This window comes from Williamsia sp. 1135, assembly GCF_002095395.1.
Taxonomy (GTDB): Bacteria; Actinomycetota; Actinomycetes; order Mycobacteriales; family Mycobacteriaceae; genus Williamsia.
Genome location: NZ_MJEI01000092.1, coordinates 76,079 through 99,938, shown reverse-complemented (window position 1 = coordinate 99,938; position 23,860 = coordinate 76,079). Strand labels below are relative to the sequence as shown.

22 protein-coding genes and 1 riboswitch are annotated in these 23,860 nt (G+C 64.8%); of the genes, 11 read left to right on the top strand and 11 right to left on the bottom strand.

Annotation, left to right across the window (positions count from 1 at the left end; translation table 11 throughout):
• A partial coding sequence (locus BFL43_RS13620) for a DUF222 domain-containing protein (RefSeq protein ID WP_143695303.1) occupies positions 1 to 2,007 on the top strand: 2,007 nt, incomplete at its 5' end.
• A gap of 14 nt (positions 2,008 to 2,021) precedes the next feature.
• Here BFL43_RS13620 and BFL43_RS13615 read toward each other — a convergent pair.
• The 3 genes from BFL43_RS13615 to BFL43_RS13605 are packed head-to-tail and all read right to left on the bottom strand — an operon-like array spanning position 2,022 to position 5,214.
• On the bottom strand, positions 2,022 to 2,786 hold the full coding sequence (locus BFL43_RS13615; RefSeq protein ID WP_084893066.1) for an adenosylcobinamide-GDP ribazoletransferase: 765 nt from the start codon (positions 2,784 to 2,786) through the stop codon (positions 2,022 to 2,024).
• A complete protein-coding gene (gene cobT / locus BFL43_RS13610; protein ID WP_084893065.1) occupies positions 2,783 to 4,537 on the bottom strand; it encodes a nicotinate-nucleotide--dimethylbenzimidazole phosphoribosyltransferase in 1,755 nt (584 codons plus the stop codon). The genes BFL43_RS13615 and cobT overlap by 4 nt, the downstream gene beginning before the upstream one ends.
• Positions 4,538 to 4,542: 5 nt before the next feature.
• Positions 4,543 to 5,214 (bottom strand): DUF3043 domain-containing protein, encoded by a 672-nt coding sequence (locus BFL43_RS13605; protein ID WP_084837111.1) that lies wholly within the window; start codon positions 5,212 to 5,214, stop codon positions 4,543 to 4,545.
• Between the two features lie 60 nt (positions 5,215 to 5,274).
• Between BFL43_RS13605 and BFL43_RS13600 the strand changes: the two genes are divergently transcribed.
• From BFL43_RS13600 to BFL43_RS13590, 3 genes are all read left to right on the top strand, one after another.
• Complete coding sequence (locus BFL43_RS13600; protein WP_084893064.1) at positions 5,275 to 6,330, top strand: glycerate kinase; 1,056 nt, start codon at positions 5,275 to 5,277, stop codon at positions 6,328 to 6,330.
• Positions 6,331 to 6,466: 136 nt separating this feature from the next.
• Positions 6,467 to 6,841 (top strand): iron-sulfur cluster assembly accessory protein, encoded by a 375-nt coding sequence (locus tag BFL43_RS13595; protein ID WP_084837109.1) that lies wholly within the window; start codon positions 6,467 to 6,469, stop codon positions 6,839 to 6,841.
• A 186-nt stretch (positions 6,842 to 7,027) separates the two neighbouring features.
• Positions 7,028 to 8,005 carry a carbohydrate kinase family protein gene (locus tag BFL43_RS13590; protein WP_084893063.1) on the top strand — a complete coding sequence of 326 codons (978 nt, stop codon included), beginning with the start codon at positions 7,028 to 7,030 and terminating at the stop codon, positions 8,003 to 8,005.
• Between the two features lie 84 nt (positions 8,006 to 8,089).
• Here BFL43_RS13590 and asnB read toward each other — a convergent pair whose 3' ends face one another.
• Positions 8,090 to 10,015, bottom strand: a complete 1,926-nt coding sequence (gene asnB, locus BFL43_RS13585; RefSeq protein WP_084893062.1) for an asparagine synthase (glutamine-hydrolyzing) — start codon at positions 10,013 to 10,015, stop codon at positions 8,090 to 8,092.
• 346 nt (positions 10,016 to 10,361) lie between these two features.
• On the opposite strand from asnB, the gene BFL43_RS13580 reads away from it, so the two are divergent.
• The 3 genes from BFL43_RS13580 to BFL43_RS29160 all read left to right on the top strand — a co-directional run bounded on the left by BFL43_RS13580 (position 10,362) and on the right by BFL43_RS29160 (position 12,308).
• Complete coding sequence (locus tag BFL43_RS13580; RefSeq protein ID WP_346425964.1) at positions 10,362 to 11,321, top strand: cytochrome c oxidase subunit II; 960 nt, start codon at positions 10,362 to 10,364, stop codon at positions 11,319 to 11,321.
• Positions 11,322 to 11,339: 18 nt separating this feature from the next.
• Positions 11,340 to 11,756 (top strand): cytochrome c oxidase subunit 4, encoded by a 417-nt coding sequence (locus BFL43_RS13575; protein WP_084893060.1) that lies wholly within the window; start codon positions 11,340 to 11,342, stop codon positions 11,754 to 11,756.
• A gap of 252 nt (positions 11,757 to 12,008) precedes the next feature.
• Positions 12,009 to 12,308: a GNAT family N-acetyltransferase gene (locus tag BFL43_RS29160; protein ID WP_206186664.1), complete on the top strand. Its 300-nt coding sequence runs from the start codon at positions 12,009 to 12,011 to the stop codon at positions 12,306 to 12,308.
• 87 nt (positions 12,309 to 12,395) lie between these two features.
• Here BFL43_RS29160 and BFL43_RS13565 read toward each other — a convergent pair whose 3' ends face one another.
• From BFL43_RS13565 to BFL43_RS13545, 5 genes are all read right to left on the bottom strand, one after another.
• Entirely contained in the window at positions 12,396 to 12,851 is a 456-nt protein-coding gene (locus BFL43_RS13565; RefSeq protein ID WP_084893059.1) for a GNAT family N-acetyltransferase, read from the bottom strand.
• A 169-nt stretch (positions 12,852 to 13,020) separates the two neighbouring features.
• Complete coding sequence (locus BFL43_RS13560; protein WP_084893058.1) at positions 13,021 to 14,637, bottom strand: cytochrome bc complex cytochrome b subunit; 1,617 nt, start codon at positions 14,635 to 14,637, stop codon at positions 13,021 to 13,023.
• Complete coding sequence (locus tag BFL43_RS13555; protein WP_084837099.1) at positions 14,634 to 15,806, bottom strand: ubiquinol-cytochrome c reductase iron-sulfur subunit; 1,173 nt, start codon at positions 15,804 to 15,806, stop codon at positions 14,634 to 14,636. The genes BFL43_RS13560 and BFL43_RS13555 overlap by 4 nt, the downstream gene beginning before the upstream one ends.
• Positions 15,803 to 16,726 carry a cytochrome c gene (locus tag BFL43_RS13550; protein WP_084893057.1) on the bottom strand — a complete coding sequence of 308 codons (924 nt, stop codon included), beginning with the start codon at positions 16,724 to 16,726 and terminating at the stop codon, positions 15,803 to 15,805. The genes BFL43_RS13555 and BFL43_RS13550 overlap by 4 nt, the downstream gene beginning before the upstream one ends.
• Before the next feature lie 58 nt (positions 16,727 to 16,784).
• Entirely contained in the window at positions 16,785 to 17,396 is a 612-nt protein-coding gene (locus tag BFL43_RS13545) for a heme-copper oxidase subunit III (RefSeq protein ID WP_081729571.1), read from the bottom strand.
• A 107-nt stretch (positions 17,397 to 17,503) separates the two neighbouring features.
• Here BFL43_RS13545 and BFL43_RS13540 point away from each other — a divergent pair, with 107 nt between their 5' ends.
• Both BFL43_RS13540 and trpD read left to right on the top strand, forming a co-directional pair.
• Positions 17,504 to 18,007 carry a hypothetical protein gene (locus BFL43_RS13540; protein ID WP_346425963.1) on the top strand — a complete coding sequence of 168 codons (504 nt, stop codon included), beginning with the start codon at positions 17,504 to 17,506 and terminating at the stop codon, positions 18,005 to 18,007.
• Between the two features lie 10 nt (positions 18,008 to 18,017).
• Complete coding sequence (gene trpD, locus BFL43_RS13535) at positions 18,018 to 19,070, top strand: anthranilate phosphoribosyltransferase (protein WP_084893055.1); 1,053 nt, start codon at positions 18,018 to 18,020, stop codon at positions 19,068 to 19,070.
• A gap of 4 nt (positions 19,071 to 19,074) precedes the next feature.
• Here trpD and BFL43_RS13530 read toward each other — a convergent pair whose 3' ends face one another.
• Both BFL43_RS13530 and BFL43_RS13525 read right to left on the bottom strand, forming a co-directional pair.
• Complete coding sequence (locus BFL43_RS13530; protein WP_084893054.1) at positions 19,075 to 19,350, bottom strand: Lrp/AsnC ligand binding domain-containing protein; 276 nt, start codon at positions 19,348 to 19,350, stop codon at positions 19,075 to 19,077.
• Entirely contained in the window at positions 19,347 to 21,215 is a 1,869-nt protein-coding gene (locus tag BFL43_RS13525; protein WP_206186663.1) for a DEDD exonuclease domain-containing protein, read from the bottom strand. Before BFL43_RS13525 ends, BFL43_RS13530 begins: the two co-directional genes overlap by 4 nt.
• 611 nt (positions 21,216 to 21,826) lie before the next feature.
• Positions 21,827 to 22,008: riboswitch (cyclic di-AMP (ydaO/yuaA leader) on the top strand.
• Between the two features lie 15 nt (positions 22,009 to 22,023).
• Here BFL43_RS13525 and BFL43_RS13515 point away from each other — a divergent pair.
• Both BFL43_RS13515 and BFL43_RS13510 read left to right on the top strand, forming a co-directional pair.
• A complete protein-coding gene (locus BFL43_RS13515) occupies positions 22,024 to 22,602 on the top strand; it encodes a C40 family peptidase (protein WP_084893052.1) in 579 nt (192 codons plus the stop codon).
• A 212-nt stretch (positions 22,603 to 22,814) separates the two neighbouring features.
• A complete protein-coding gene (locus BFL43_RS13510; RefSeq protein ID WP_084893051.1) occupies positions 22,815 to 23,858 on the top strand; it encodes a C40 family peptidase in 1,044 nt (347 codons plus the stop codon).
• Positions 23,859 to 23,860 lie beyond the last annotated feature (2 nt).

Here is a 23,860-nt window from a genome sequence, read left to right as displayed (position 1 = left end):
TCCATCACCGGGATAACGCCGGCGATGTCGTTGCGGGCCAATGACTTGTTGGCCTCGATCGAGCGGGCGCTGACCGGGCAGGGTTATCTGGAATGGGCCCGCTACGCCTATGCCGCGGAGCTGCACCGCCAGCTCGAAGCCGAAAGCGTTGCTTCTCATGATTTCCTGCAGGACGCGTACGTCCAGGCCGCAGCCCGCCTGGCTCTGGCGAATCGGCTGTCTCAGACGGCAGCGGAAAGTCATCTCACCTGTGCGCTCGCGTTGCGGGACCGGTTGCCGAAGGTGGCACTGGCCCTCAAGCATGGTCTGGTGGCCTGGCATCACATCCCGAAGATCGTCTCTCGCACGGATTTGATCGAAGGCACCGACCATGCTGCCGACATCGACCGCGACATCGCAGAGAGTTTGCGCGGCAAGGGGTCGTGGTCGAGCAAGGCTATGCGGGACATGATCGATGCCACCATCTTCCGGCGCGATCCGGACCTGATCCGCGAAGACCGCAAGGACGCCAAAGACAAGCGTGGAGTCTGGAGCGAGGGTGAGCAGAACGGGATGGGCAGCCTGACTGCGACGTTGTCGGCTGAGCACACGGCGATCATCATGAAGCGGTTGGAGATGTTGGCGAAGTCGACCTGCCGGCGCGATCCGCGCAAGAAGGCTCAGCGGATGTCCGATGCGTTGTTCGCGATCACGATGGGCCGCGAGTTCGCGTGCTTGTGTGATGAGGACGACGAGCATCCCTGTGAAGCGGAGATCTGGCCGCTGGTCAAGACGCAGCAGATTGGTGGGGTCGACGTCAAAATTGTGCTCCATGCGATCGCGAATCAGTCCACGCTCGATGGTGAGGACGACGAGCCCGGCTACCTCGAAGGCCATGGCGTCATTTCCGCCGAACACGCTCGCGACCTCGCCAAGCAGGACTCGACCACAGTCCGGCCCACGGGCAACAAGACACGACCGGCACCCGAAGCTGCGCCGGAGCCCACGCCAGAACCAGCAGAGACAACGTCGGAACCAGCGGAGCCCACGCCAGAACCGGCGGAGACAGCGCCGGAACCAACAGAGACAGCGTCAGGCTCCGAAACACCTGCTAACGCTGATGTTTCAGACACGCACGCGACGGCCGACCCGGGCGAGGATGTCACCACCGAATCCGAGGCCAGGCACACCTCGAGCGACACCGAAGCAGAAACCGAACACGAGACCGTGGCCGAACCCGAGGCTGTGGCCGAACGCGGTGTAGAGCCGGGCGGCACCGCACCGAATGACGCTGCGGCTCCTCACCAGCATGCGTCCGGGGGACACCCCGGTGCGGGTGCACACGGTGCTTGCTCGCCATCGCAACCGAACCGCGCAGCCCGACGCGCGGCGAAGAAGGCCGCCACCACGACGATGAACATGCCCGCACCGCCACGGGATCCGCGGTTCGGAGATCTCGACAACGTCGACTGGGATGACGTCAAACCACCCGTCTTCCAAATGATCCCGTTACCTCCGGTCAAGCCACGCGACCACTACCGACCCTCCGCGGTACTCGATGCCTTCCTTCGAATGCGTGACCTGTACTGCATGTGGCCTGGCTGCAACCAATCCGCCTGGACCGCTGACCTCGACCACACCACCGAATACGACCACAACAATCCCGCCTGCGGGGGCCGTACACATCCGACCGGAATGAAAGCGTTGTGTCGTTTTCACCACTTGCTCAAAACACATTCCGATTGGGTTGACGACCAATACATAGACCGCCACGGTCGCACGAAAACGGTGGTCATCACACCCGAAGGCCGCACCTACGACGGTCCTGCCTGGACCGGAGACGACCTGTTTCCCGCGTTGCGAAACATAGAGTGGGAAGACCCGGCACCGGCGCCACCGCGCAGACGAAAACCGGATCAACCAACCCGCACCCGGTCCAGAACCGAAGCCAAACATCAACGTCGACAACAAGAACGCAATCGCAACCGACTGCGCCGAGAATTGCTGGACGACGCTCCGCCCGGGTGAAGTGACCGGCGACGTCAACCGGCCAGCACGACGCACAGTGCGATCAAGGTGCTCAGTTCGATGAGGGCGCCGAGCACATCGCCGTTCATCCCACCGAAGCGCTGCGCGCAGTGGGCGCTGAACAGCCAGGCGAACAGTGTCACGACCACGACGGCGATCACACCCGGCACAGGTAGTTCAGGGCTGACCGCGAACCCTACGGCGAGCGCACCGAGTATCCAGAACGGTATGGTCAGCCGCTGCGTGCCTGCGGTGAGGCCACCGAACTTGGAACCTGCCGCAGGAGGCAGGGTGATCCGGCAGCCGATCACCGTGGCCACCCGCGAGACGAAGCCGACGAAGATGAATGCCGCCCAGTTGCTCTCCTGCATCAGTGCGCCGTAGCCGACGGCCTGGGCGACGATCACGATCACCAAGGTCGCGGCGCCGAACGGTCCCGTGGAGCCGCTGTGCATCACTTGGTGGACTCGGACCGGCGGGCCGTAGCAACCGAGCCCGTCAGCGGTGTCGGACAGTCCGTCCAGGTGCATGCCGCGGGTCAGGACGGCGAGCAACCCGACGATCAGCAACCCGCACAGCAGTTCCGGGAGTTCGGTGTGGCCCAATCCGAAGGCGGCGGCCGCGGCGATGGCACCGAGCACACAACCCACCAGGGGGGTGGACCCGATGGCGGCACCGCCGAGAGAACGGTCGAACGGTCCGGCGGGTTCGGGTACGGGAATAATCGTCAGCCACGAGAACGCGGTCTGCGGGCCACGGATCGCACCGCGCAGACTCATTTCTCCGGGTTCACCGACGTCGGATCCGCCGCGCCGCTGACCGCGGCCTCGGAGAAGGTGGCCATCGAGGCGAGCGTGGCGACCGCGGACTGAACGACGGGCAACGCGGTCAACGCACCGCTGCCTTCGCCGAGCCGCATCGACAGATCCAGCAGCGGTTCGAGGTCGAGTTGCCTCAGGGCGATGCTGTGCGCGGGTTCTGCGGACCGGTGACCGGCCAGCCACCATTCCCGGGCACCGGGTGCCATGTCGTTGGCGACCAGAGCGGCGGCGGTCACCACGAGACCGTCGAGGATGACAGGCGTTCGGCGAAGGGCAGCCTGCGCGAGAAAGCCTGCCATGGCTGCTATCTCGGCTCCGGCAACCGTGCGAAGCAGTTCCAGCGGCACCCGCGCATGCGGGCGGCCCCGTCGCATACCGTCACGGACCGCGCCGGTCTTGCGGATCCAGCCGTTGTCGTCGATGCCGGTGCCGCGTCCGACCACGACCACCGGTTCGGTATCGGTGAGCAGACCGACGAGGATCGTTGCCGGAGTGGTGTTGCCGATCCCCATCTCGCCGGCCATCAGCAGATCGGCACCGGAATCGATCTCCTGGTCGGCGATGGTACGTCCGGCGGCCAGCGCGGCCCGGGTCTCCTCGGTGGTCAGTGCATCCTCGCGGGTGAGATCTCCCGAGCTCCTACGAACCTTGAAACGGCTGATCGCTTCGGGGGTCTGGGCATCTACCGCGAGGTCTTCGACTCGGACCCGGGCCCCGTGGACGCGTCCGAGGACGTTCACGGCGGCGCCGCCGGCGGCGAAGTTTGCGACCATCTGTGCCGTGACCTCGGGCGGGAACGCCGACACGCCTGCTTTCGCAACGCCGTGATCCCCGGCGAACACGACCACGGTCGGCGCCTCGAACATGGCTGGTGGGCACACGCCCTGGCAGGAGGCCACCCAGATCGCGACCTCTTCGAGGCGGCCGAGCGAGCCCGGCGGTTTGGTGAGCTCGCCTTGCCGGCGGCGAGCTTCGATCGCCGCGCCCCGGTCGGGCGCCGCGACGAACTCGAACTGCTCAGGAAGTTCGAACTCGGTTGCTGTGCGTGTGTTTTCGGGCGTCGCAGTCCCGGCCTCGGGCGCGAAGTCAGGTGTCGCCGACTTCTCGGACGAGGCCGAGTCCGCCGTCGCATCGACGGAAGGGCCGGTCGGAACGGGGAGGGGAGGAGCTGACACGGAGAGGTCGGTGCCGGTGCCCAATTCGAGAACCTGTCCGGCAACGACCAGGACCACCCGGTCGCACGCAGCGGCGATGGCACTGTTGAGCAGGCCCAGCTGATCCTGGAAGAGGCGGCCTGCCGGTGTCGGTGCCACCAGGGACAGGCCCACCTCGGGACTGATGATGACCAGATCACCCGTGAACTCGGACACAGCTGAGGAGATCTCGTCGATCACGCCGGACATGTCGAAGTTGTCGTCGCTCCACCCGCCGACCGAGTCGATGTGGCGGCTGATCCAGCTGCCGAGATCGTCGACGAGCGTGGCGGTGCGGGAGTCCGAACGCAATTCGGCAGCGACGTCGCCCGTTTCGATGGTCATCCATTCCGCAGGACGACGGACCCGGTGTTGCGCTATCCGATCCGACCACTCGGGGTCGCCGGTGGCAGGGTTTGCCGCCGTGGCCAGATACCGAACCCCGGTGTGCGGAAGAAGCCCTTCCCCGAACGCTGATTTACCCGAACGAATTCCACCCAGAACCAGAGTTCGCATCCCGGTCAGACCGCGTCACCAGGTTTGACCTTGGGCCGTGGCGCCCGCATGAACCGCATCTGCATGGCGCGGCTGAAGCCGTACCAGCCGAGTTTGAAGCCACCGTCGGTGGTGCTCGGGAAACGTTCGCGGACACGGTTGTTGAGGATCCGGCCGAGTAGCACGCCGTCGATCACCAGGAAGATCACGAAGATCAACATCAGCAGGGTGGCGTACACCGCGATGGCCGGGACGAACATCACGATGATCAGCATGATCGCGAAAGGCATGAACAGACCGGCGAAGTTGCGCCTCGAGTCGACGATGTCACGGGCGAAACGTCGGGCCTCACCCTTGTCGCGCGGCATCAGATACCGCTCTTCGCCCTCCATCATCTTCTCGCGCTGATCGGCCCGTTGCTGGCGGCGCGTATCCGACTGCGCCTTCTTTTCTTCCTTGCTCAGATTGGCCGAGCTGCCCTTGAGTTCCCTCTTGCGTGCGCGCGCCTCGGCCCGCGTCGTCGGGGCCGGGGCGACCGGGCCGCGGCGCCTGCCTTCCGCGTCGCGCCGTTTCGGCGTCGGTCGGCCCTTGGCCTCGGTGTACCGGCGCTTGGCCGCAGCTTCTTCCACGGTCAACGCGACGGTGGTGTCGGCAGCGTCGTCGGCGTCGACGTCGTCTTTCTTCCAGGGCAACTTCACCCGTCCAGATTATCGCGAGCGTGCGCTGCTGGAGCGGGCCACCCTTCATATACTCGGGCGATGAAGGCTTTGATCGCCCCCGATTCGTTCGGAGATACCTTGACGGCCGTCGCGGCGGCGGAGGCGATCGCCGCGGGATGGACCCTCGGACGCCCCGCCGACGAGCTCTCGCTCGTTCCGCAATCCGACGGTGGGCCGGGTTTCGTGGCGGTGCTCGCCAGCCGTTTCGGAGACGTGCAGACCACCCGCGTCAGCGGTCCACTCGGTGCGTTGGTCAGCGCCCACTGGCTCCTGGACCGGCGCGAAGGCCGCACTGTCGCCTACATCGAGTGCGCGCAGGCCTGCGGGCTGCATCAACTCGGCGGGTTGCCGACACCGCGGACCGCGCTCGCCGCAGACACGTTCGGGGTCGGCGAACTGGTCGCCGCGGCAGTGGCGGCGGGCGCCGACCAGATCGTCGTGGGTCTGGGGGGCAGTGGCAGCACGGACGGTGGCCGCGGGTTGATCGAGGGGCTCGGAGGGCTGGCGGAGGCCGCGCGATTGCTCGGCCCGGTGCAGCTGGTGGCGGCATCCGACGTCGAGAACCCGCTGCTCGGGCCGGAGGGGGCGGCTGCGGTGTTCGGCCCGCAGAAGGGAGCCGACCCCGCGACCGTCGCGATGCTGGAAGAGGGACTCTCGGATTGGGCGCAGGTGCTCTCCGGGCTGGCGGGCCGCGACATCTCGGGCGAACAAGGTGCGGGCGCTGCCGGTGGACTCGGTGCAGCTCTGCTGGCGTTGGGTGCAGAACGCGTGCCGGGGGCCACGGTGATCGCCGAGGCGACCGGGCAGGCCGAACTCATCGCCGGCGTCGACCTGCTCATCACGGGGGAGGGCAAGTGCGACGAACAAACCCTCAAGGGCAAGGTCGTGGCGGCGCTGACGACGGCGGCGCGCGGGCGGGGCATCCCGACCATCGTGCTCGCCGGCCAGGTCGCGCTGACGCCGGCGCAGCTCGCCGAAGCCGGGATCACGCAGGCGCGGTCGATCGTGGAGGTCGCAGGATCGGTCCAGGTGGCCATGGACGACGCGGAGAACCAGCTCAAGGAGCTCGCCCGTCAGGTCGCAGAGGCCTGGTGATCGATCCCGCGGCGCGGGGCGACGTGGCACGCGGGAATAGGTGGAGCAGGAGTACGGTTATAGGCGACGGAAGTTCGTATCCGATACCTGGCAACCAGGAATCGCACGCCTACGCCCCGCACACTGAGGAGAATCCATGACCGCATCGAACGACACCGCTGTGCAGACCGAGACCGAAGCGCCTGCGCACGGCGTGATTCTCACCGATGCCGCTGCTTCCAAGGCCAAGGCCCTGCGCGAGCAGGAGGGCCGGGAAGAACTCATGCTCCGTATCGCCGTCCAGCCCGGCGGCTGCGCGGGTCTGCGCTACCAGCTCTACTTCGACGATCGCAATCTCGATGGCGACCTGGTCGTGGAGTTCGACGGAGTCGGCCTCGCGGTCGACCGTATGAGCGCCCCGTACGTCATGGGAGCCAGCATCGACTTCGTAGACACCATCGAGAAGCAGGGTTTCACGATCGACAACCCGAACGCCACCGGCAGCTGCGCCTGCGGCGATTCGTTCAACTGACGCCCGAACCTCTCACCGGGCAGCTCGACCCCCGCACCACAAAGGACCGCATCCAAGATTTCCGGATGCGGTCCTTTTGGTTTCGGTATTCTGTACGCGCGCACATCCGGTGGGGCCCACCGGGGGACACCTGGCCCCGAAGGTAGCGTTGAGCCATCTGTCAGGTGACAAGAAAGGTTCTTCTCCGTGGCCATCGCCATTTGTGGATCCATCGCGACCGATCATTTGATGCGCTTTCAGGGGAAGTTCTCCGAGCAGTTGCTCGCCGAACACCTGAGTCACATCTCACTGAGCTTCCTCGTCGAGGAATTGGTGATCCGCCGGGGCGGCGTCGCCGGCAACATCTCCTACGCCATGGGTGTCCTGGGTGGATCCCCGCTGCTCGTGGGTTCGGTCGGCAGCGATTTCGACGACTACCGTCGCTGGCTCGAGGGCAACGGCGTCGACACCCGCGGGGTGCGGGTGTCGGACACCGCGCACACCGCCCGGTTCATGTGCACCACCGACGACGAGATGGCCCAGCTGGCCAGCTTCTACGCGGGCGCGATGAGCGAGTCGCGGGAGATATCGATCTCTGCCCTGGCCAAGGAATTCGGCACGCCGGATCTGGTGCTGGTCGGTGCAGACGATCCCGACGGGATGATCGCGCACAGTCGCGAGGCCCGCGAGCTGGGTATCCCTTTCGCGGCTGACCCGTCGCAGCAGCTGGCGCGCCTCGACGGCGAGCAGGTGCGAGACCTCATCGAGGGTGCGACGTTCCTGTTCACCAACGAATACGAGTGGGGCCTGCTCCGGCAGAAGGCCGCGCTCAGCGAGGAGCAGGTCGCCAAGACGGTCGGCTTGCGCATCACCACACTCGGCGGCGGGGGCGCAGAGATCGTCGAGGCCGACGGTTCACGCACCCACGTACCGGTGGTGCCGGAGACGGCAAAGGTGGACCCGACCGGCGTCGGCGACGGGTTCAGGGCCGGGTTCCTGGTGGGCAACGCAGCCGGACTCAGCCACGAACGTAGTGCCCAGCTCGGATCCATGGTCGCCGTCCTCGTTCTCGAGACCGTCGGCACCCAGGAATGGGTATGGGACCGCGCGTCGGCAGTGACCCGCCTCGCCGGCGCCTATGGAGACGACGCGGCTGCTGAGATCTCGGCCATCCTGCCGGCTTAGACGCCACACGCGCCACCGATACGAAGACGCGCCACAAATACATGTGGCGCGTCTTCGTTTTTCGTGGCGCGTGTGCGGTGGGTGTCAGAGCTTGACGGGGTACCGGTGGTCTTCGATCGCCGGGACGATCGAGCCCTCGACGAAGATGCCGTGCCAGATCATGAACACGAGGACGGTCCACAGTCGCCGACTGTTGTCGACGGTGCCCTCGCGGTGTTCGGCCAGCATCATGCGCACCGCGTCCTTGTCGAAGATGTGGTCGGTCTGCGAGTGATCGATGGTCTGATGCGCCCAGTCATAGAGCTCGGTCCCGGCCAGCCAATGCCTCAGTGGCACAGGGAAACCCAGCTTCTTCCGATGTAAGACATGGGCCGGGACGATCTGCTCGAGCGCCTTCCGCAGTGCGTACTTCGTGGTGCCGTGCGAGATCTTCTCCTCGAATGGCAACGCTTCGGCGACCCGCATCACCTCCGGATCAAGGAACGGCACACGTAGTTCGAGCGAGTTGGCCATCGTGATCTTGTCCGCCTTGACGAGGATGTCCCCGCGCAGCCAGGTGAACAGGTCCAGATGCTGCATCCGGGCGACCGGATCCCAGCCCGCGGAGATGGCGTAGATGGGTGCGGTGACGTCGGTGTGGGTCCACTCGGGTCGAAAGTCCTTGAGTACTGCGCGGAGTCGGGCGTCGTCGAAGCTCCGGGCGTTGCCGTAGTAGCGCTCTTCGAGGGTCATCGACCCCCGGTGCAGCAAGCTCTTGCCGCGCCTGCCCTCGGGGAGTCGGTCCGACAGGCGGCCGGCAGCAGCCCGCACGCCGCGGGGGAGCCGTTCGAAAGGCTTGAGCGACAACGGTTCCTTGTAGATCGTGTAGCCACCGAAGAGCTCGTCGGCGCCTTCGCCGGACAGCACGACCTTGACGTGCTTGCGCGCTTCGCGGGCAACGAAATACAGGGGCACCAGCGCGGGATCCGCGACGGGATCATCCAGGTACCAGACGATCTCGGGGATCGCTGCGGCGAACTCTGCGGGACCGACAACCTTCACCACGTGCTTGGCGCCGATTGCGGCGGCCGACTCCGCAGCGACGTCGACCTCGGAGTACCCCTCGCGCTCGAATCCGGTGGTGAAGGTGATCAGGTCCGGGTTGTGCTTGATCGCCATGGCGGCGATGGCGGTGGAGTCGATGCCTCCGGACAAGAACGACCCGACCGTGACGTCGGCGCGCATGTGCTTGGCCACCGAATCCTGCAGAGCCTCGGCGATCTCGTCATAGCGCGCCTGCTCGCCGCCCTTGGTGAAAGGGCGGACCGCGAATTGTGGCGTGAAGTAGCGGTAGACCTTCGGGAGCTGGCCGGGGCGCAGTGTCGCGTAGCTGCCGGATTCGAGCCGCCTGATGCCTGCGTGCAGCGTTTCCGGCTCCGGAACGTACTGCAGGACGGTGTAGTGCTCGATCGCGCGGTTGTCGAGCACGTCGGTGACGCCGACCCTGTCGATCAATTCCAGCAGGCTCTTCTTCTCGCTACCGAAGACCGTGCCGCCCGACCCCGACGCGATGAAGAGGGGCTTGATCCCGAACGGATCGCGGGCGAGGAACAGGGAACGCTCGACGGTGTCCCAGATGGCGAAAGCGAACATCCCGCGCAGTCGCGACACCGCGTCGGGACCCCAATGATGGAAGGCGGCGACAATCGCTTCGCCGTCACCTTCGGTGCGGAACTCGGCGCCCTCGTCGCGGGCCAGCTGGGCCCGGATCTCGAGGTAGTTGTAGATCTCGCCGTTGAAGACCAGTGCGTACCGCTCTGGGCTCTCCGGAGGGCCCCAGCGCAGCGGCTGGTGTGAGTGCTCGATGTCGATGATGGAGAGCCTGTTGAAACCGAAGACGACGTCGTCGTCGTTCCAGGTTCCGGGCTCATCCGGACCGCGGTGGCGCATGCAGTGCGACGCCGCGGCCACGAGTTCGGCTGATTCTCCCGCTGACGCGTCGCTGGACAACAGACCTAGCAGACCACACACGAAAAATGCCTCGATTCGTCCTGGGAGAACACGCGGAACACGCCCGAGTATGCCGCAATCAGGGGTTGTCCCGCCCGTCCGGCCTGCCAAGGGGTGGACCAAAAACCCGGGCGATGACGCGTTCGCAACCCAACTACGAATGTTGCTGTCGGTTGGTCTACGCTGCGTAGTACACGAGCTACCAATCGTGGGTGGCTGTGTGGCTGTTTCCAGTCAGAGGGCAGGGTAGGAAGGCGTGAAATTGGCACACGGTGGGCGACCTCCGGCATCGGCTACGCGTCAGCACCGCGGACGTCGAATCAAGCAAGTCAGCGCAGCCTTCTTTCTAGGCGTCGGCGCTCTTGTGTTGTCGAGCTGCAGCGCTGAAGAAGCATTGCGGTTCGGCTGGCCCAAGGGCATCACGCCTGAGGCAGAAGACATGCGGCACCTCTGGACGTGGTCGGTCATCGCCGCCCTCGTGATGGGTGTACTGGTGTGGGGTCTTACGTTCTGGACCGTCACCTTTCACCGCAAGAAGCCCGGTGGTGACGAGTTCCCCCGGCAGACGGCATACAACGTCCCGTTGGAGTTGACCTATACGGCCATCCCCTTCGTGATCATCGCGGTCCTGTTCTACTTCACGATCATCGTCCAGAACGATGTCGAGGGTAAGCAGCCCAATCCCGATGTCGTCGTGGACGTGACCGCCTTCCAGTGGAACTGGAAGTTCGGCTATCGCACCGTGACCATGGCCGACGGCCAGGTCTACAACGGTTTCGAGAAGGACGGCAGCCCGTACGACGCACAGGTCGCCGAGCCCGATCCGACCGAAGAAGAGGAAGCGCACAGCGCTCCCGACGACCAGAAGAACAACGTTCGTAACTACCTGAAGTTCGACAAGATCGAGACGGTCGGTACCTCTGATGAGATCCCGGTCCTGGTGTTGCCGACCGGTAAGCGGATCGAGTTCGAGATCGCTGCGGCTGATGTCATCCACTCGTTCTGGGTGCCTGAGTTCCTGTTCAAGCGCGACGTGCTGCCTTTCCCGAAGCAGAACCACACGGACAACCGTTTCCAGGTCAGCTCCATCGATCGTGAAGGCGCCTTTGTCGGCCGGTGTGCTGAGATGTGCGGCACCTACCACTCGATGATGAACTTCGAGGTCCGCGCGGTGAGCCCGGATCAGTTCGAGGACTACATCGACTTCCGTGAGGCCAACCCGAACGCGACGAATGCTCAGGCGCTCGAATCGATTGGTCAGACGCCGACGGCGATCACGACCAAGCCCTTTGATACCAAACGCGGCACCCAGACAGCGTCGAACTAGTCAGCCAGGAGCTACGAGATGAGAATTGAAGCGCGGCTCTTCGAGATCCTTACCGGGTTCTTCTTCCTGGTGGCGGTCGCCTACGGACTGGCCACCGGATTGACGAGCAAGAATGTCGAGTGGGTCGGTGTCACAGGTCTGGTCATGACCGGTGGCCTGACGTTGATCATCGGAACCTACTTCCGCTTCGTGGCCCGCCGGGTGGACATCCGCCCAGAAGACTACGAAGACGCTGAGGTGGCCGACGGCTCAGGCGAACTGGGCTTCTTCAGCGCTGGCAGCTGGTGGCCGGTGCTGATCGCACTCGGCGCTGCGACCTTCGCGGTCGCGCTGGCCATGGCGAACTTCTGGCTCGTGGCATTTGCTGCCGTCTGCATCATCGGTGCAGTGGCCGGGCTCGTCTTCGAGTACCACGTCGGGCCTGAGAAGCACTGATACACACACCCTCTCAGCTCCCAGGTCTGCACCTCGACGTGCAGCACACCTGGGAGCTGAGTGCTATCCGGGCCACCGAACTCAGAGCGCTTCTGGACTTGGCGTTCGCAGGCGACTTCGCCGACACAGACTATGACCACGCCCTCGGTGGGGTGCACGTGTTCGTCACCGACGCCGCCGGCGCGATGGTGGGACACGCCGCGGTTGTCGCCCGGTCGATGATGATCGACCGCACTCCACGCCGTCGGCTATGTGGAAGCCGTCGCGGTGGATCCGGGCCGGCAACATCAGGGGATCGGCGATCAACTGATGACCGCGATCGAGCGAGTCATCGTCGGGGCCTACGACTTCGGTGCCCTCAGTGCCAGCCAAGCCGGGTTGCGGTTGTACCGCTCTCACGGTTGGCGCCCCTGGGAGGGGACGGTCTCTGCGATGACGCCGACAGGGGTATTACCGACACCCGACGACGCGGACAGAATATTGGTCTTCGGGGATCCGCAGCCCGCTGTCGGGGAACTGACGTGTGATTGGCGCTCAGGCGACCTCTGGTGACCTAACCCCCGAGCGGGCCCCTGTGCGGCGTCAATCGTGCCGTTACCGTCGCCGACCGTGCCGTTGTTGCCGTCGACCGTGCCGTTGTCAGGTCGACGCTGCGCAGGAGACCATGTGCAGCAGTGGAAACGGACGCCCATCGGCGTCGATCTCAGACCGTCCGACGATCACGAAACCGTGGCGCCGATAAAAAGCGACTGCGTCGGGGTTCTGTTCGTTGACATCGAGCTCGAGTCGTGGGATTCGGTCGAGCGCCTCGCCGAGAAGCGCACCACCTACGCCAAGTCCGCGGTAGTTGTCGTCGATGAAGAGCATCTCGAGCTTGTTGCCGTCGGTACCTGAGAACCCGACGGTCCGACCACCGATTCTGGCGATACGTAATTTGACCGCCGGGAGGTAACTGTCGGCCACCTTCGGCGCGTAGAAAGCGATGTCTTCGTGCGTCAGGAACACATGGGTGGATTCAACTGAACGTCTCCAGATCCTGGCAAGCGCGGGAAACTCTGCCGGGTCGTGACAGCTGACGATTTCGATGTTGCTCACGAACGTAAGAGAGTAACAACGGCACGTTCGGCGTCCACAACGGCACGCTCGACGTCCACGACGGCACGATGAACGCACCGCAGTGGGGGAGGGGAGTGTCCGTCTACCGTTGGCCTAAACAAAAAAGACCGGCCTGCAGATGCAGGCCGGTCTTTTCTCATGCATTGTTTCAGTCGATGAACGGGTCTCCGCCGCGCTTCTGGAGTTCGCGCAAAGCCTCGTGCTCCTTGTGATGAGCCTTGGCTTCGAGCTCCACGTTCTTCTGCTGCTCCTCGGGTGGGTCGGCCAGCATCAGCGAACCGGTGCCCGGAGCACCCGCGGATCCGAGCTTGTTCATCCGCTTGGGCAGAGCCGCACCCTCGTACGGCAACGGGATCGGGTGGCCATGGTCGTCGACCGGTCCGAGCGGCTGATGCAGCTCGATGAACTCACCGTGCGGCAGGCGCATGATGATGCCGGTCTCGATGCCGTGCTCCAGCACGAACCGGTCGCTGCGCTGCAGGGCCAGTGCCCACCGGTAGGCGATGTAGTACGCCAGTGGCGGCAGGATGATCAGTCCGATACGGCCCATCCACGTCGTCGCGTTGAGGGACACATGGAACTTCAACGCGATGATGTCGTTCATACACGAGATCGTCAGAACGATGTAGAACATCAAAGCCATAGCACCGATGCCGGTACGCACCGGCACGTCGCGCGGACGCTGCAACAGGTTGTGATGAGCAGTGTCGCCGGTGAGGCGCTTCTCGATGAACGGGTAGGCGAACAAGATCCCGAAGACGATGCTCAGGATCACGACCACCCAGAAGATGGCTGGGATCGTGTACGCGTTGCCGAAGTAGATCTCCCAGGCCGGCATCAGTCGGGCCAAACCGTCTGTCCACATCATGTAGATGTCCGGCTGCGAACCTGCGGACACGTGCGCCGGGTTGTAAGGCCCGAGCACCCAGACCGGGTTGATCTGCAGCACTCCCGCCATGATCGCCAGGATGCCGAAGGTGACCGCGAAGAACGCACCCGACTTGACCGCGAAGACCGGGAGGATGCGAACACCGACCACGTTCTTCTCGGTACGGCCGGGGCCGGGGAACTGCGTGTGCTTCTGGTACCAGACCAGCGCCAGGTGGGCACCGATCAACGCCAGGATGATTCCCGGGAACAGGAGCACGTGCAGGATGTAGAGCCTCGGGATGATGATGTCGCCTGGGAACTGGCCTCCGAAGAGTGCCCAGTGGATCCAGGTGCCCACGACGGGGATACCGAGGACGATGCCCGACATGGCGGCACGGACGCCGGTACCCGAGAGCAGGTCGTCGGGGAGCGAGTATCCGAAGAAGCCCTCGAACATTGCCAGCACCAGGAGGAAGCAGCCGATGATCCAGTTGGCCTCACGCGGACGCCGGAAGGCACCGGTGAAGAAGATGCGGGCCATGTGGATGATGATTGACGCCGCGAACAGCAGGGCCGCCCAGTGGTGGATCTGACGGACGAAGAGTCCACCGCGCACCTCGAAGGAGATGTTCAGCGTCGTCTCGTAGGCCTTGGTCATCATGACGCCGTTGAGTGGTTCGTAGGCACCGTTGTAGGTGACCTCGGACATCGACGGATCGAAGAAGAACGTGAGATAGACGCCCGAGATCAGCAGGATGACGAAGCTGTAGAGGGCGATCTCACCGAGGAGGAATGACCAATGGGTCGGGAAGACCTTGTTGATCTGACGGCGCATACCTGCCGCGAGGTGATACCGAGAATCTACTTCCTCGGCCTGCTGTCCGATCTTGCTCATGGTCGATCCTTCCCCTTCCCGCGTTCCCAGAACGCGGGGCCTACGGGTTCGATGAAGTCGCCGGCGGCCACCATGAAGCCCTGCTCGTTGACCGTGATCGGCAGCTGCGCGAGCGAGCGCGCAGCGGGGCCGAAGATGGGCCGTCCGTATTCAAGGGCGTCGAACTGTGACTGGTGGCACGGGCACAAAATACGGTTCGTTTGCTGCTCGAACAGTGAAGTCGGGCAACCGAGGTGCGAGCAGACCTTCGTGTACGCGTAGTAATCGCCGTAGTTGAAGCTCTCCTGGCCCTGACGCTTGATCGCTTTGGCAGCGTCGTTGGGGCGAAGGCGGATCAGCATGACGGGGTTGCTGATGTAACGCAGGCCTTCGATCAACTTGTGCCGTGATTCTTCTGTCTCGCCGGTGCCGTCCGAGACCCGCCACGGGAACACAGTCTCCATACCACCGGCGTCGATATCCTCGGGACGCACCAGCACGACGGACATCGGATTACCGGTGTCGCGGCGTAGGAAGATGGTCTCGTTCGGGTTCTCCGGTGGGTTGTAGATCGGTGACCAGCCCGTGTGCCACAGGGGCGAGTTCTTACCCTCGGCCCAGGGGTTCTTGATGATGCCGCCGAGGAGCGCGACCACGCCGGTGACCGCGAAGGTACCGAGACCGAAGAGTCCGGCGCCGATGATCATCTTGCGACGCGGCAGGGTCGAGGTGTTCAACGAATCGCCCAGTTCGGCGACGATCGTCTTCTTGTCGGTCTCGTTGGAGCCGCCGTCGTGACGATCCTGGACCGAGATCTCCTCGGGGATGAACTTCTTCGTGAACTGCACGGCGCCGATGCCGATCGCAAGGATCGACAGACCGAAGGTGATGCCGAGCAGCGGGGTGTTCAGAAGGTACGCCCGGTAGTTGTCGCCTCCGGGCATCACGAACTCCCATTGGTTGAACAGGAAGATCACGAAGCAGGCGATGGCTGAGATGCCCGAGAGGGCGAACCAGAAGGCGACGCTGCGTTCAGCGCGCTTCTCGGCCTTGGTACCCGGCTCGGGGAACCGCTCACGGCGGTGGATGACCTCTACGCCGTCGAGATTGGTACCGAGTTTGACCAGCTCATCGTTGGTCATGGCATCGAGCTCGTCCTGGGTGGGAGCTGATTTTTGCTGATCACTCATGTTCGAGATCCCATCCACATCGCGGCGGCGACCACAGCCACTACGCCGATGACCCACATCGCCATGCCCTCGGATACCGGGCCGAACCCGCCGAGCCCGTATCCACCGGGGTTACCCGAGGTGGTTGCGTACTTGACATAACCGATTATGTCGCGTTTTTCCTGATCCGTCAGTTGCCGGTCGGAGAACTTGGGCATGTTCTGCGGGCCGGTCAGCATGGCGGTGTAAATCTCTTGCTCGTTCGGGGCGTCCAGCGCGGGGGCGAACTTGCCCGACGAGAGGGCGCCACCACGACCGGTGAAGTTGTGGCACGAGGCGCAGTTGAGCCGGAACAGTTCGCTACCGCGGCCGATGTTGTCGCCGCGCAGTTCACCCTGCTCGATGACGGGGTACCCGTCCTTGAAGATCACATTGCCTTCGGCGTCCTTGGCGTAGACGACCTGGGGTCCGCCACCGACCGACTGGATGTACGCACCGAGCTGGTCGATCTGAGCCTCGGTGAACTTCGCGGGCTTGCGCACGATCTGCGCCTCACCGCGAACGGCGGGCATGCGGCCCGACGAGACCTGGAAGTACACGGCTGCGTCGCCGACGCCGACGAGGGACGGACCGCGTTCGGCGACACCCTCGAGGTTCGCGCCGTGGCACGTGATGCACGACGTTTCGTAGAGCTTCTTGCCGTCCTGGATGAGCGCCGCGCTGGACTCGCTGTCCGCCTTGGCGACCTGCGGGTCCGGCGTGATTGCGCTGGCCAGGCCGCCTGCGACGACGAGTCCGGCCAACAGCAGCAGGATTCCCGATGCGCGACGACGCAGTTTACGACGCGACTTGGCTTTCTTCGCGTCTATCCGGCCTGCACCCTCGCTCAGGGTGCCCGGGGCCGAATCCCCGGGTGAGGTGGGTGGGGGAGATGAACTCATCTGTATCTCTCTGCTTAGCGGACTGACTTTGCCTGGGCTGAAGATCGGTTTGGGCGCGTTACCGGATGAAGTAGATGGTCGCGAATAGTGCGATCCACACGATGTCGACGAAGTGCCAGTAGTACGACACGACGATCGCAGCGGTTGCCTGCGCCGGCGTGAACTTGCTGAGCCTCGTACGGATCAGTAGGAACACGAAGGCGACGAGTCCACCGATGACGTGGAGGCCGTGGAAGCCGGTGGTGATGTAGAAGACCGACCCATAGGCGCTCGACGAGAGCGTCGTGCCCTCGTGGACCAGGTGGTAGTACTCGTAAGCCTGTCCGGCGACGAAGATCGCGCCCATGATCAGGGTGATCGTGTACCACCGACGAAGGCCGAACACGTCGCCGCGCTCCGCGGCGAACACACCGAGCTGGCAGGTGACCGAGGACAGGATCAACACCGTTGTCACGGGGATCGCCAAGGTCAGATTGAGCTCGGTGGGCTCCATCGGCCAATTGCCGTAGTTTCCGGCCCGCGCGACGAAGTACATCGCGAATAGTCCGGCAAAGAACATCAGCTCGCTCGAAAGCCACACAATCGTGCCGACGCTGACCATGTTCGGCCGGTTCAGCGAGTGCACGCGCTGGGTGATAGCTGATCCTGTGGGTGCTGCAGCGCTAGTCACCCCAGAAGTATGACGGTTCGTAGTAACCCCTGACTACTTGGGTCCAGGTTTTTTTTCGGGCGGATACGCAGACCCTGGTAGGGGGCAGCAAAACCCCAGGATTCGGCGTGTCCCGGCCTTACGAAATCGGCACCTGGGAGGGTGGTGGGGTGGCACGAGACGTGAACGGGAACCCGATCGAGGCATCGCGGTGGAAGCAATGGACCTCGCGGCTGGGTGGCAACCGAAAGCCCAACGCGGAGTTGTCCGTCGACGATCCGGAGCTGGTCGTCACCGCGGAGAGTTTCGACGACAGTGTCGCCGCATCGACGACGTTGTCCGATTCGGCATGGCGCGAGGACGAGCAGTCGGTCCTGCGCCACGTTCTGGTTGTACCTTCCAGCGCGGTTCGCGCGGCCGTCGAGCTGGCGGCGCAGGACCATTATCGACGTGTTCCGGTGCCTGCGGAGGCGTCCAAGGGGATCGATGTCGAGGGTGAATTGTTCGCCCTTGCCAGGGTGCAGTTGATCGACGCCCTGCACGTGTCGCAGGAACGATCGCGAATGGCCGGATTGGCGCAGCGGCACGGTGGCACGGTGCTGGCCTGGCAGGTGTTGCAGCCACCTCGATAGGCTCTGGGCCGTGACCCATTCCGATGCGCAGGCCCGCACGTGGCCATTGATACTCGGTGCCCTCTGCGCCGGCAGTGATCTCGACGTTGCCGATGCGGAGTGGGCGATGAACGAGATCATGTCCGACAGCGCCACCTCGGCCCAGATCGCGGCATTCGGGGTGGCACTGAAGATCAAGGGCCCGGTATCCGCGGAACTGCGTGGTCTGGCGGCGGGAATGCTCAGTCACTCCACCGTCGTACCGACCTCGGTTCCTTGCATCGACATCGTCGGGACGGGCGGGGACCGATCCAACACCGTGAACATCTCCACCATGACTGCTGTCGTGGTGGCAGCGGCCGGGGTGCCCGTCGTCAAACACGGGAACCGCGCGGCGTCCTCCAAGAGTGGCGGCGCCGACGTCCTCGAGGCCCTGGGCGTCAAGATCTCCCTCACCGCCGACGGTGTCGCCCGGTGCGTCGAGCAGCTCGGTATCGGGTTCTGCTTCGCGCCGGTCTTTCACCCCGCTCTGCGCTTCACCGCTGCAGCCCGCAAGGAGATCGGTATCCCTACCGTCTTCAACATGCTCGGGCCGCTGACGAACCCGGCTCAGCCCAGTAGCGGGTTGGTCGGATGCGCATTTGCGGACCTCGCGCCGGTCCTCGCGCAGATCTTCGCCGAGCGCGGGCACTCGGTGCTCGTGGTGCGCGGTGACGACGGTCTCGATGAACTGACCACGACTGCGACGTCGACGGTGTGGCAGGTCGCGGGAGGCACCGTACGCAGGCAGGTGGTCGACCCGACCACGATCGGGCTGGCCCGCGTCGAACTGTCGGCCCTGCAGGGTGCCGATGCCGAATACAACGCCCGGGTCGCCCACGAGCTGTTCTTCGGGATGACCGGTCCGGTTCGCGACGCTGTATTGCTCAACGCGGCTGGGGCATTGACTGCTTACCGGCCTCGCCCCGACATCGATCTCCACAAACAACTGCGGGAGCAGCTGGCCGTGGCGGCCGCAGCCATCGATTCGGGTGCCGCAACGGCACTGCTGGCCGACTGGGTGCGGCTGAGCAACTCTCTGTAGAGGTCTATTCGCCGATCGAGAAACCCGCGTCGATGTCGGCGCTCGAATAGCTCTTGAAGGCGATGTGCGTCGCGGTGTGCTTGACACCGGGCAACCGGTTGATGCCCGCGGTGACGACGTCGGCGATGTCGCTGTGTTCGCGGACCCGGATCTTGGCGATGAGGTCGACGTCACCCGCGCACGAGAACACCTCGGTGACCCCGGCGATGTCGGCAACCGCCTGCGCGGTCTCCGGGATCTGGTGAACATCGGTCTGGATCAGGACGATCGCGGTAATCATGCGTCCAGACTAGTGCCGCGAGATGCCGGTGTGCGGGGGCCGGCGGCCCCGCCGCGGTGCGAGAGGACGGGCACGGGCGCGGGTGCTGTAGAGCTCCTTCGACCGGGGGAATCGTGTTCGGCGGTCTCCCGCAGGGTTCGATGGGCCGAGCCGGCCATGTCCCGCCACTGGGTCCAGCGGGCGCCGCCATGTAGCGGAAGGCTCAAACCGCTTGTGGCGCAAACTATCCTGACTCCGGGTGTGGTCAGCCAGCGATAGATCAGAGCGACCTCCTCGTGCGGCGCGCCGTGGAGCGGGCCGGGGTCGGGGAGCACGGTCTCGGCAGCCGCCGCGAGTGCGGCGACGACGGGCATCGGCGGGACCCCGCGAGCTGCGACACCCGCACTGGCCAGGCGGCCGTGTCGGATCACGGCGAGCTCCCAGCCGCCGCTGCCGTCCGGACCCGCCGCCACCAGTTCGGAGATCCGCGCGAGGGCAGCCAGTCGTTGACACCGTTCGAGTTGCCCCACCAACTGGTCGAGTCGGTCACGCAACCGAGCTGCGTTCTCGAAGAGTTCCGCGTCCGACAGGGCCATGAGGCGATCGATGGCCGCGCGAACGGGGGTGTCGGTCCGTCCGGTGAGCAAGCCGGCCGTGATCTCGGCGCGGGAGGAGTACTGCAGCGCCGACAACGGCGTCGGTGTCGCACCGTGACATCCGCCGACCAGTCTGCGTCCGTCCGGGCCCACCTCGCACGTGTGACGGCCGGTGGCCTTCAGGGCTGCGCGGCAGGTCCGGAGGCCACAGGACTCGGCGATGAGGTCGGCGACGTCGTAGGCGACGGCCCTTGAACGGAAGGGGCCCAGGGCGACGGTGGACGCGCTGCGGCTGATCTTGAGCCTGGGGAAGGCCTCGTCGGTGAGGCAGATCCACCACCCGAGGTGGGGGAACTTGGAGCGTCGGTTGTAGGGCGGCGCGTGAGCGCCGAGCAATCGCAGTTCGCGAACGCCCGCCTCGAGTCGGTGTGCGCACTCGACGTGATCGACCCGGGTGGCCAGCGCCACCATCTCCTTGATGCGTGTACGGCTCTCCGAGCCGGTGAAGTAGCTGCGCACCCGGCGTCGCAGATCCACGGCCGTACCCACATACAGGACCTCGTCCGAGGGGCCTCGGAACATGTAGATGCCGGGGCCGGAGGGCAGATGATCCGCCAGTACTCGTTTGTTTCGGGTCTCCCTGGGTACCCCGGGCAGATAGTCGAGGAGATCGCGAAAGGTTTCGACGCCCAGATTCCCCACGCGTTCGAACAGGCGGTGCATCACTTCGACGGTGGCGCGGGCGTCGTCGAGGGCTCGATGGGTCGGTCGGGTCTGGACCCGGAAGAGATAGGCCAGCGCAGACAACTTCACAGTGGGTGCTTCGTCCTTGGTCAGCACGCGGCGAGCCAGCTTCACGGTGCACAGCACCCTGCGGAACGGCCAGGGGTGGCCCATGGCGGCGGCTGCGGCTCGCAGGAAGCCGGTGTCGAAACCGGCGTTGTGGGCGACTATCACCGCATCTTTGGCGAACTCGAGGAAAGCCGGCAGGACCTCTTCGATCGTGGGCGCCTGATAGACCATGGCCTGGGTGATCCCGGTCAGCCGAACGATATGGGGCGGAATCCCGCGCTGCGGGTCCACCAGGGTGGCGAACTCTCCGATCACCTCGCCGCCGCGGACCTTCACCGCACCTATCTCCGTGATGCGATCGTGTGCCGAGCTCCCGCCGGTGGTCTCCAGATCAACCACCACGAACGTGATGGAGCACAGCGGCTCGTCATCCGGGTGGCCCAGAGCGGGGTCTTCGAACGAGAGCTGAGTCCCATTGGCCTCATCGGTAACACTCACCCCACGAACACTAGTTCGAAGCTCTGACACATTCGCACGCGGCGCGCTCGGGGCGGTGATCTGGGCCACTGCGTACACCGTGGTGAACGCGACCGAAAAGGGTTGTCGGACGGTGCCGCTAGCGTCCGGGGCAATGGATCAAAAGTCGGCGATCCGGCCTCGGGGAAAACCCTGAGGGCCCCCTAAGAGGGGTCGGCGACCGAATGAGACGGAGATCACAATGCTTCTGGACTGCAGCACCTGCCCGGGGCGACACATCGCCTGCGACGACTGCATGATGACCGTTTTTCTGGGGCCTGTCGGGGTCCCGAGCAGCAAGAACTCCGAAGTTCGCTGTGATGAATTCGTTATTGACGACGAGGCCAACATCGAGGCGGCCACCGCACTGTTCAGTGCGGCCGGCATGTTGTCGAAGTCTGACACACACGATCACGTTCGTCGGATCAACGCAGGTAAGGCCCCATTAGTTCCCGAAGAAGGGGCCCATTTGTGGGCCATGTGAGGCGACACGCCGCAGGCACCTGTGTCGTCCTCCTAGTGGACACGGGCCACCGGCGTTTCGTAACCTTCCTGAGACCTTACGAAAGCGTCCCCTCCAACCGGAGAGGATCGTGAGGTCGCCGCTCAATCACCTAGCAAGGTGAGCCGGGGAACCACTGATGTCGACCACAAGTCGCATCCGGGGTGAATCCCACCGGACCCTGAGGCCGAAAGGTTTTCAGGGTTCAACGGGTAGGGCCATCTTCCGGCCCGAATCCGACAGCTAACCCGGTCGGCGGACAGGGAAGAAACAAGGAGACCTCGCTTCGTGGCGAAACATCGTTTGCAACAGCCGAACCGCGGCATGAAGAGTGCCCGTGGCGCATTGATCGCCGGTTCCATCACACTCGGCGCAATGGGTATGGCAGCTGCACCGGCCATGGCCGCACCGATCACCGTCCCAGGCGTCGGAACATTCGACATCCCGGGCGTGACCGAGGGTCAGATCCCGAATGAACTCAAGCCCCAGAGCTTCCTGCCGCAGGCCGCCGCTCCGCAGGCGAAGCCCGTCGGCCAGATCGCTGCCGACGCCGCCGTGAGCAAGATCGGTTCGCCGTACGTCTACGGCGCAGCAGGCCCGGACGCCTTCGACTGCTCTGGCCTCGTCTACTGGTCGCATCAGCAGGCCGGACAGAACATCCCGCGTGACAGCTACGGCCAGCTCGGTGGCGGCACCAGCGTGAGCGCTGCCGACGCCCAGCCCGGCGACGTCGTCATCTACAACGGCGGCGGACACGCAGGCATCTACATCGGCGGCGGCCAGGTCGTGCATTCCTCGACCGAGGGTGTGCCCGTGGCGAAGATGGGTCTGAACGACCAGTCGGTCCTCGACATTCGTCGCTACTGAGCGACAACAATTGAATACGGCCACTTGGGCGGGATCGCTGATCACAGCGGACCCGCCCAAGTGGCTTCCGGGCCGGACCCTCGGGAGGGGGTGCGCCGATAGCGGCGTCGCCGCCGTGGAACGCTGTGTAGCCTGGCCGGGTTGGGGTGGGTGCTGAAGTGTCACGGGCCGCGCGAGCGGGCCCGCTGCAGGTATTAAGGAGTTACATCGTCGTGGTGCATGAGCGATATGTCGCCGTGATGCGGACAGTGATCGCCGCAGTTGTGCTGGCGCTGGCGGTTGCCCTGGGGGCAGGCGTCCCGGCGGGTGCCGAACCCGGTCCGCGGAGCCCGGACGACATGCTGACCGAGTACAAGTCGCTCGGTCGCGAGGCCGAGCAGGCCACCGAAGCCATTCACAGCACGACGATCGAGCTGACCAAGCAGCGTGAAGCGGTCGCCGCGGCCACGACAGAGGCCACCGCCGCAGACCAGACCCTCGCGGATTTGAAGAAGCAGGCAGAAGGGCTGCAGGGCGCGGTCGACGCCCTGGTCAGTGCCAGTTACAAAGGCGCCCGGGTCAACCGGTTGTACGCCGTACTCGTCAGTGACTCACCACAATCCCTGCTCGATCAGATGTCCGGGCTGGAGATGGTGTCCCGTCAGACCGTTGACGACGTCCGCAAATTCACACTCGCGAACGAGAAGGCCGAGTCGGCCAAGAAACTGGCCGACGACACCAAGGCGAAGGCGGAAGCGGCTGTCGCAACCGCAGAAAAGACCAGCGCCGATCTGCAGGCCAAACAGAGTGAGCGGGTCTTCAAGGCCACCGAGATCAGGGCGATGTACGAGGCCCTCACCGGCAAACAACTCGCCGAGCTCGCGGGCCCCAAGATCGAGTTCAACGCCGCGATGCTTCCCAAGGGCACTGCGCCCGAGGTCATCGCAGTGCGGGCCGCTCTCACCCGGATCGGTGATCCGTACGTGTGGGGTGCCACCGGACCGGACCAGTTCGACTGCTCAGGTCTGATGGTCTGGGCGTACAAGCAGGCGGGCAAGACCCTGCCGCGGTCGAGCCAGGCCCAGCTTGCGGGCGGTACCGCCGTCGACCGGAACGACATGCGCCCCGGCGACCTGATCATCTACTACCCCGACGCCACGCACGTCGGTATGTACGTCGGCAACGGATACGTCATCCATGCCTCCACCTTCGGTGTTCCGGTCAAGGTCGAATCAGTCGACGGTGCCGGCCCGTTCAACTCGGCCCGCCGGTACTGAAA

Coding starts and splice junctions, on each gene's coding strand:
- BFL43_RS13615 (WP_084893066.1), bottom strand. CDS start 2,786: ATGAGTCTGCGCGGTGCGATCCGTGGCCCGCAGACCGCGTTCTCGTGG.
- cobT (WP_084893065.1), bottom strand. CDS start 4,537: ATGCGAACTCTGGTTCTGGGTGGAATTCGTTCGGGTAAATCAGCGTTC.
- BFL43_RS13600 (WP_084893064.1), top strand. CDS start 5,275: ATGAAGGCTTTGATCGCCCCCGATTCGTTCGGAGATACCTTGACGGCC.
- BFL43_RS13595 (WP_084837109.1), top strand. CDS start 6,467: ATGACCGCATCGAACGACACCGCTGTGCAGACCGAGACCGAAGCGCCT.
- BFL43_RS13575 (WP_084893060.1), top strand. CDS start 11,340: ATGAGAATTGAAGCGCGGCTCTTCGAGATCCTTACCGGGTTCTTCTTC.
- BFL43_RS13560 (WP_084893058.1), bottom strand. CDS start 14,637: ATGAGCAAGATCGGACAGCAGGCCGAGGAAGTAGATTCTCGGTATCAC.
- BFL43_RS13555 (WP_084837099.1), bottom strand. CDS start 15,806: ATGAGTGATCAGCAAAAATCAGCTCCCACCCAGGACGAGCTCGATGCC.
- BFL43_RS13550 (WP_084893057.1), bottom strand. CDS start 16,726: ATGAGTTCATCTCCCCCACCCACCTCACCCGGGGATTCGGCCCCGGGC.
- BFL43_RS13530 (WP_084893054.1), bottom strand. CDS start 19,350: ATGATTACCGCGATCGTCCTGATCCAGACCGATGTTCACCAGATCCCG.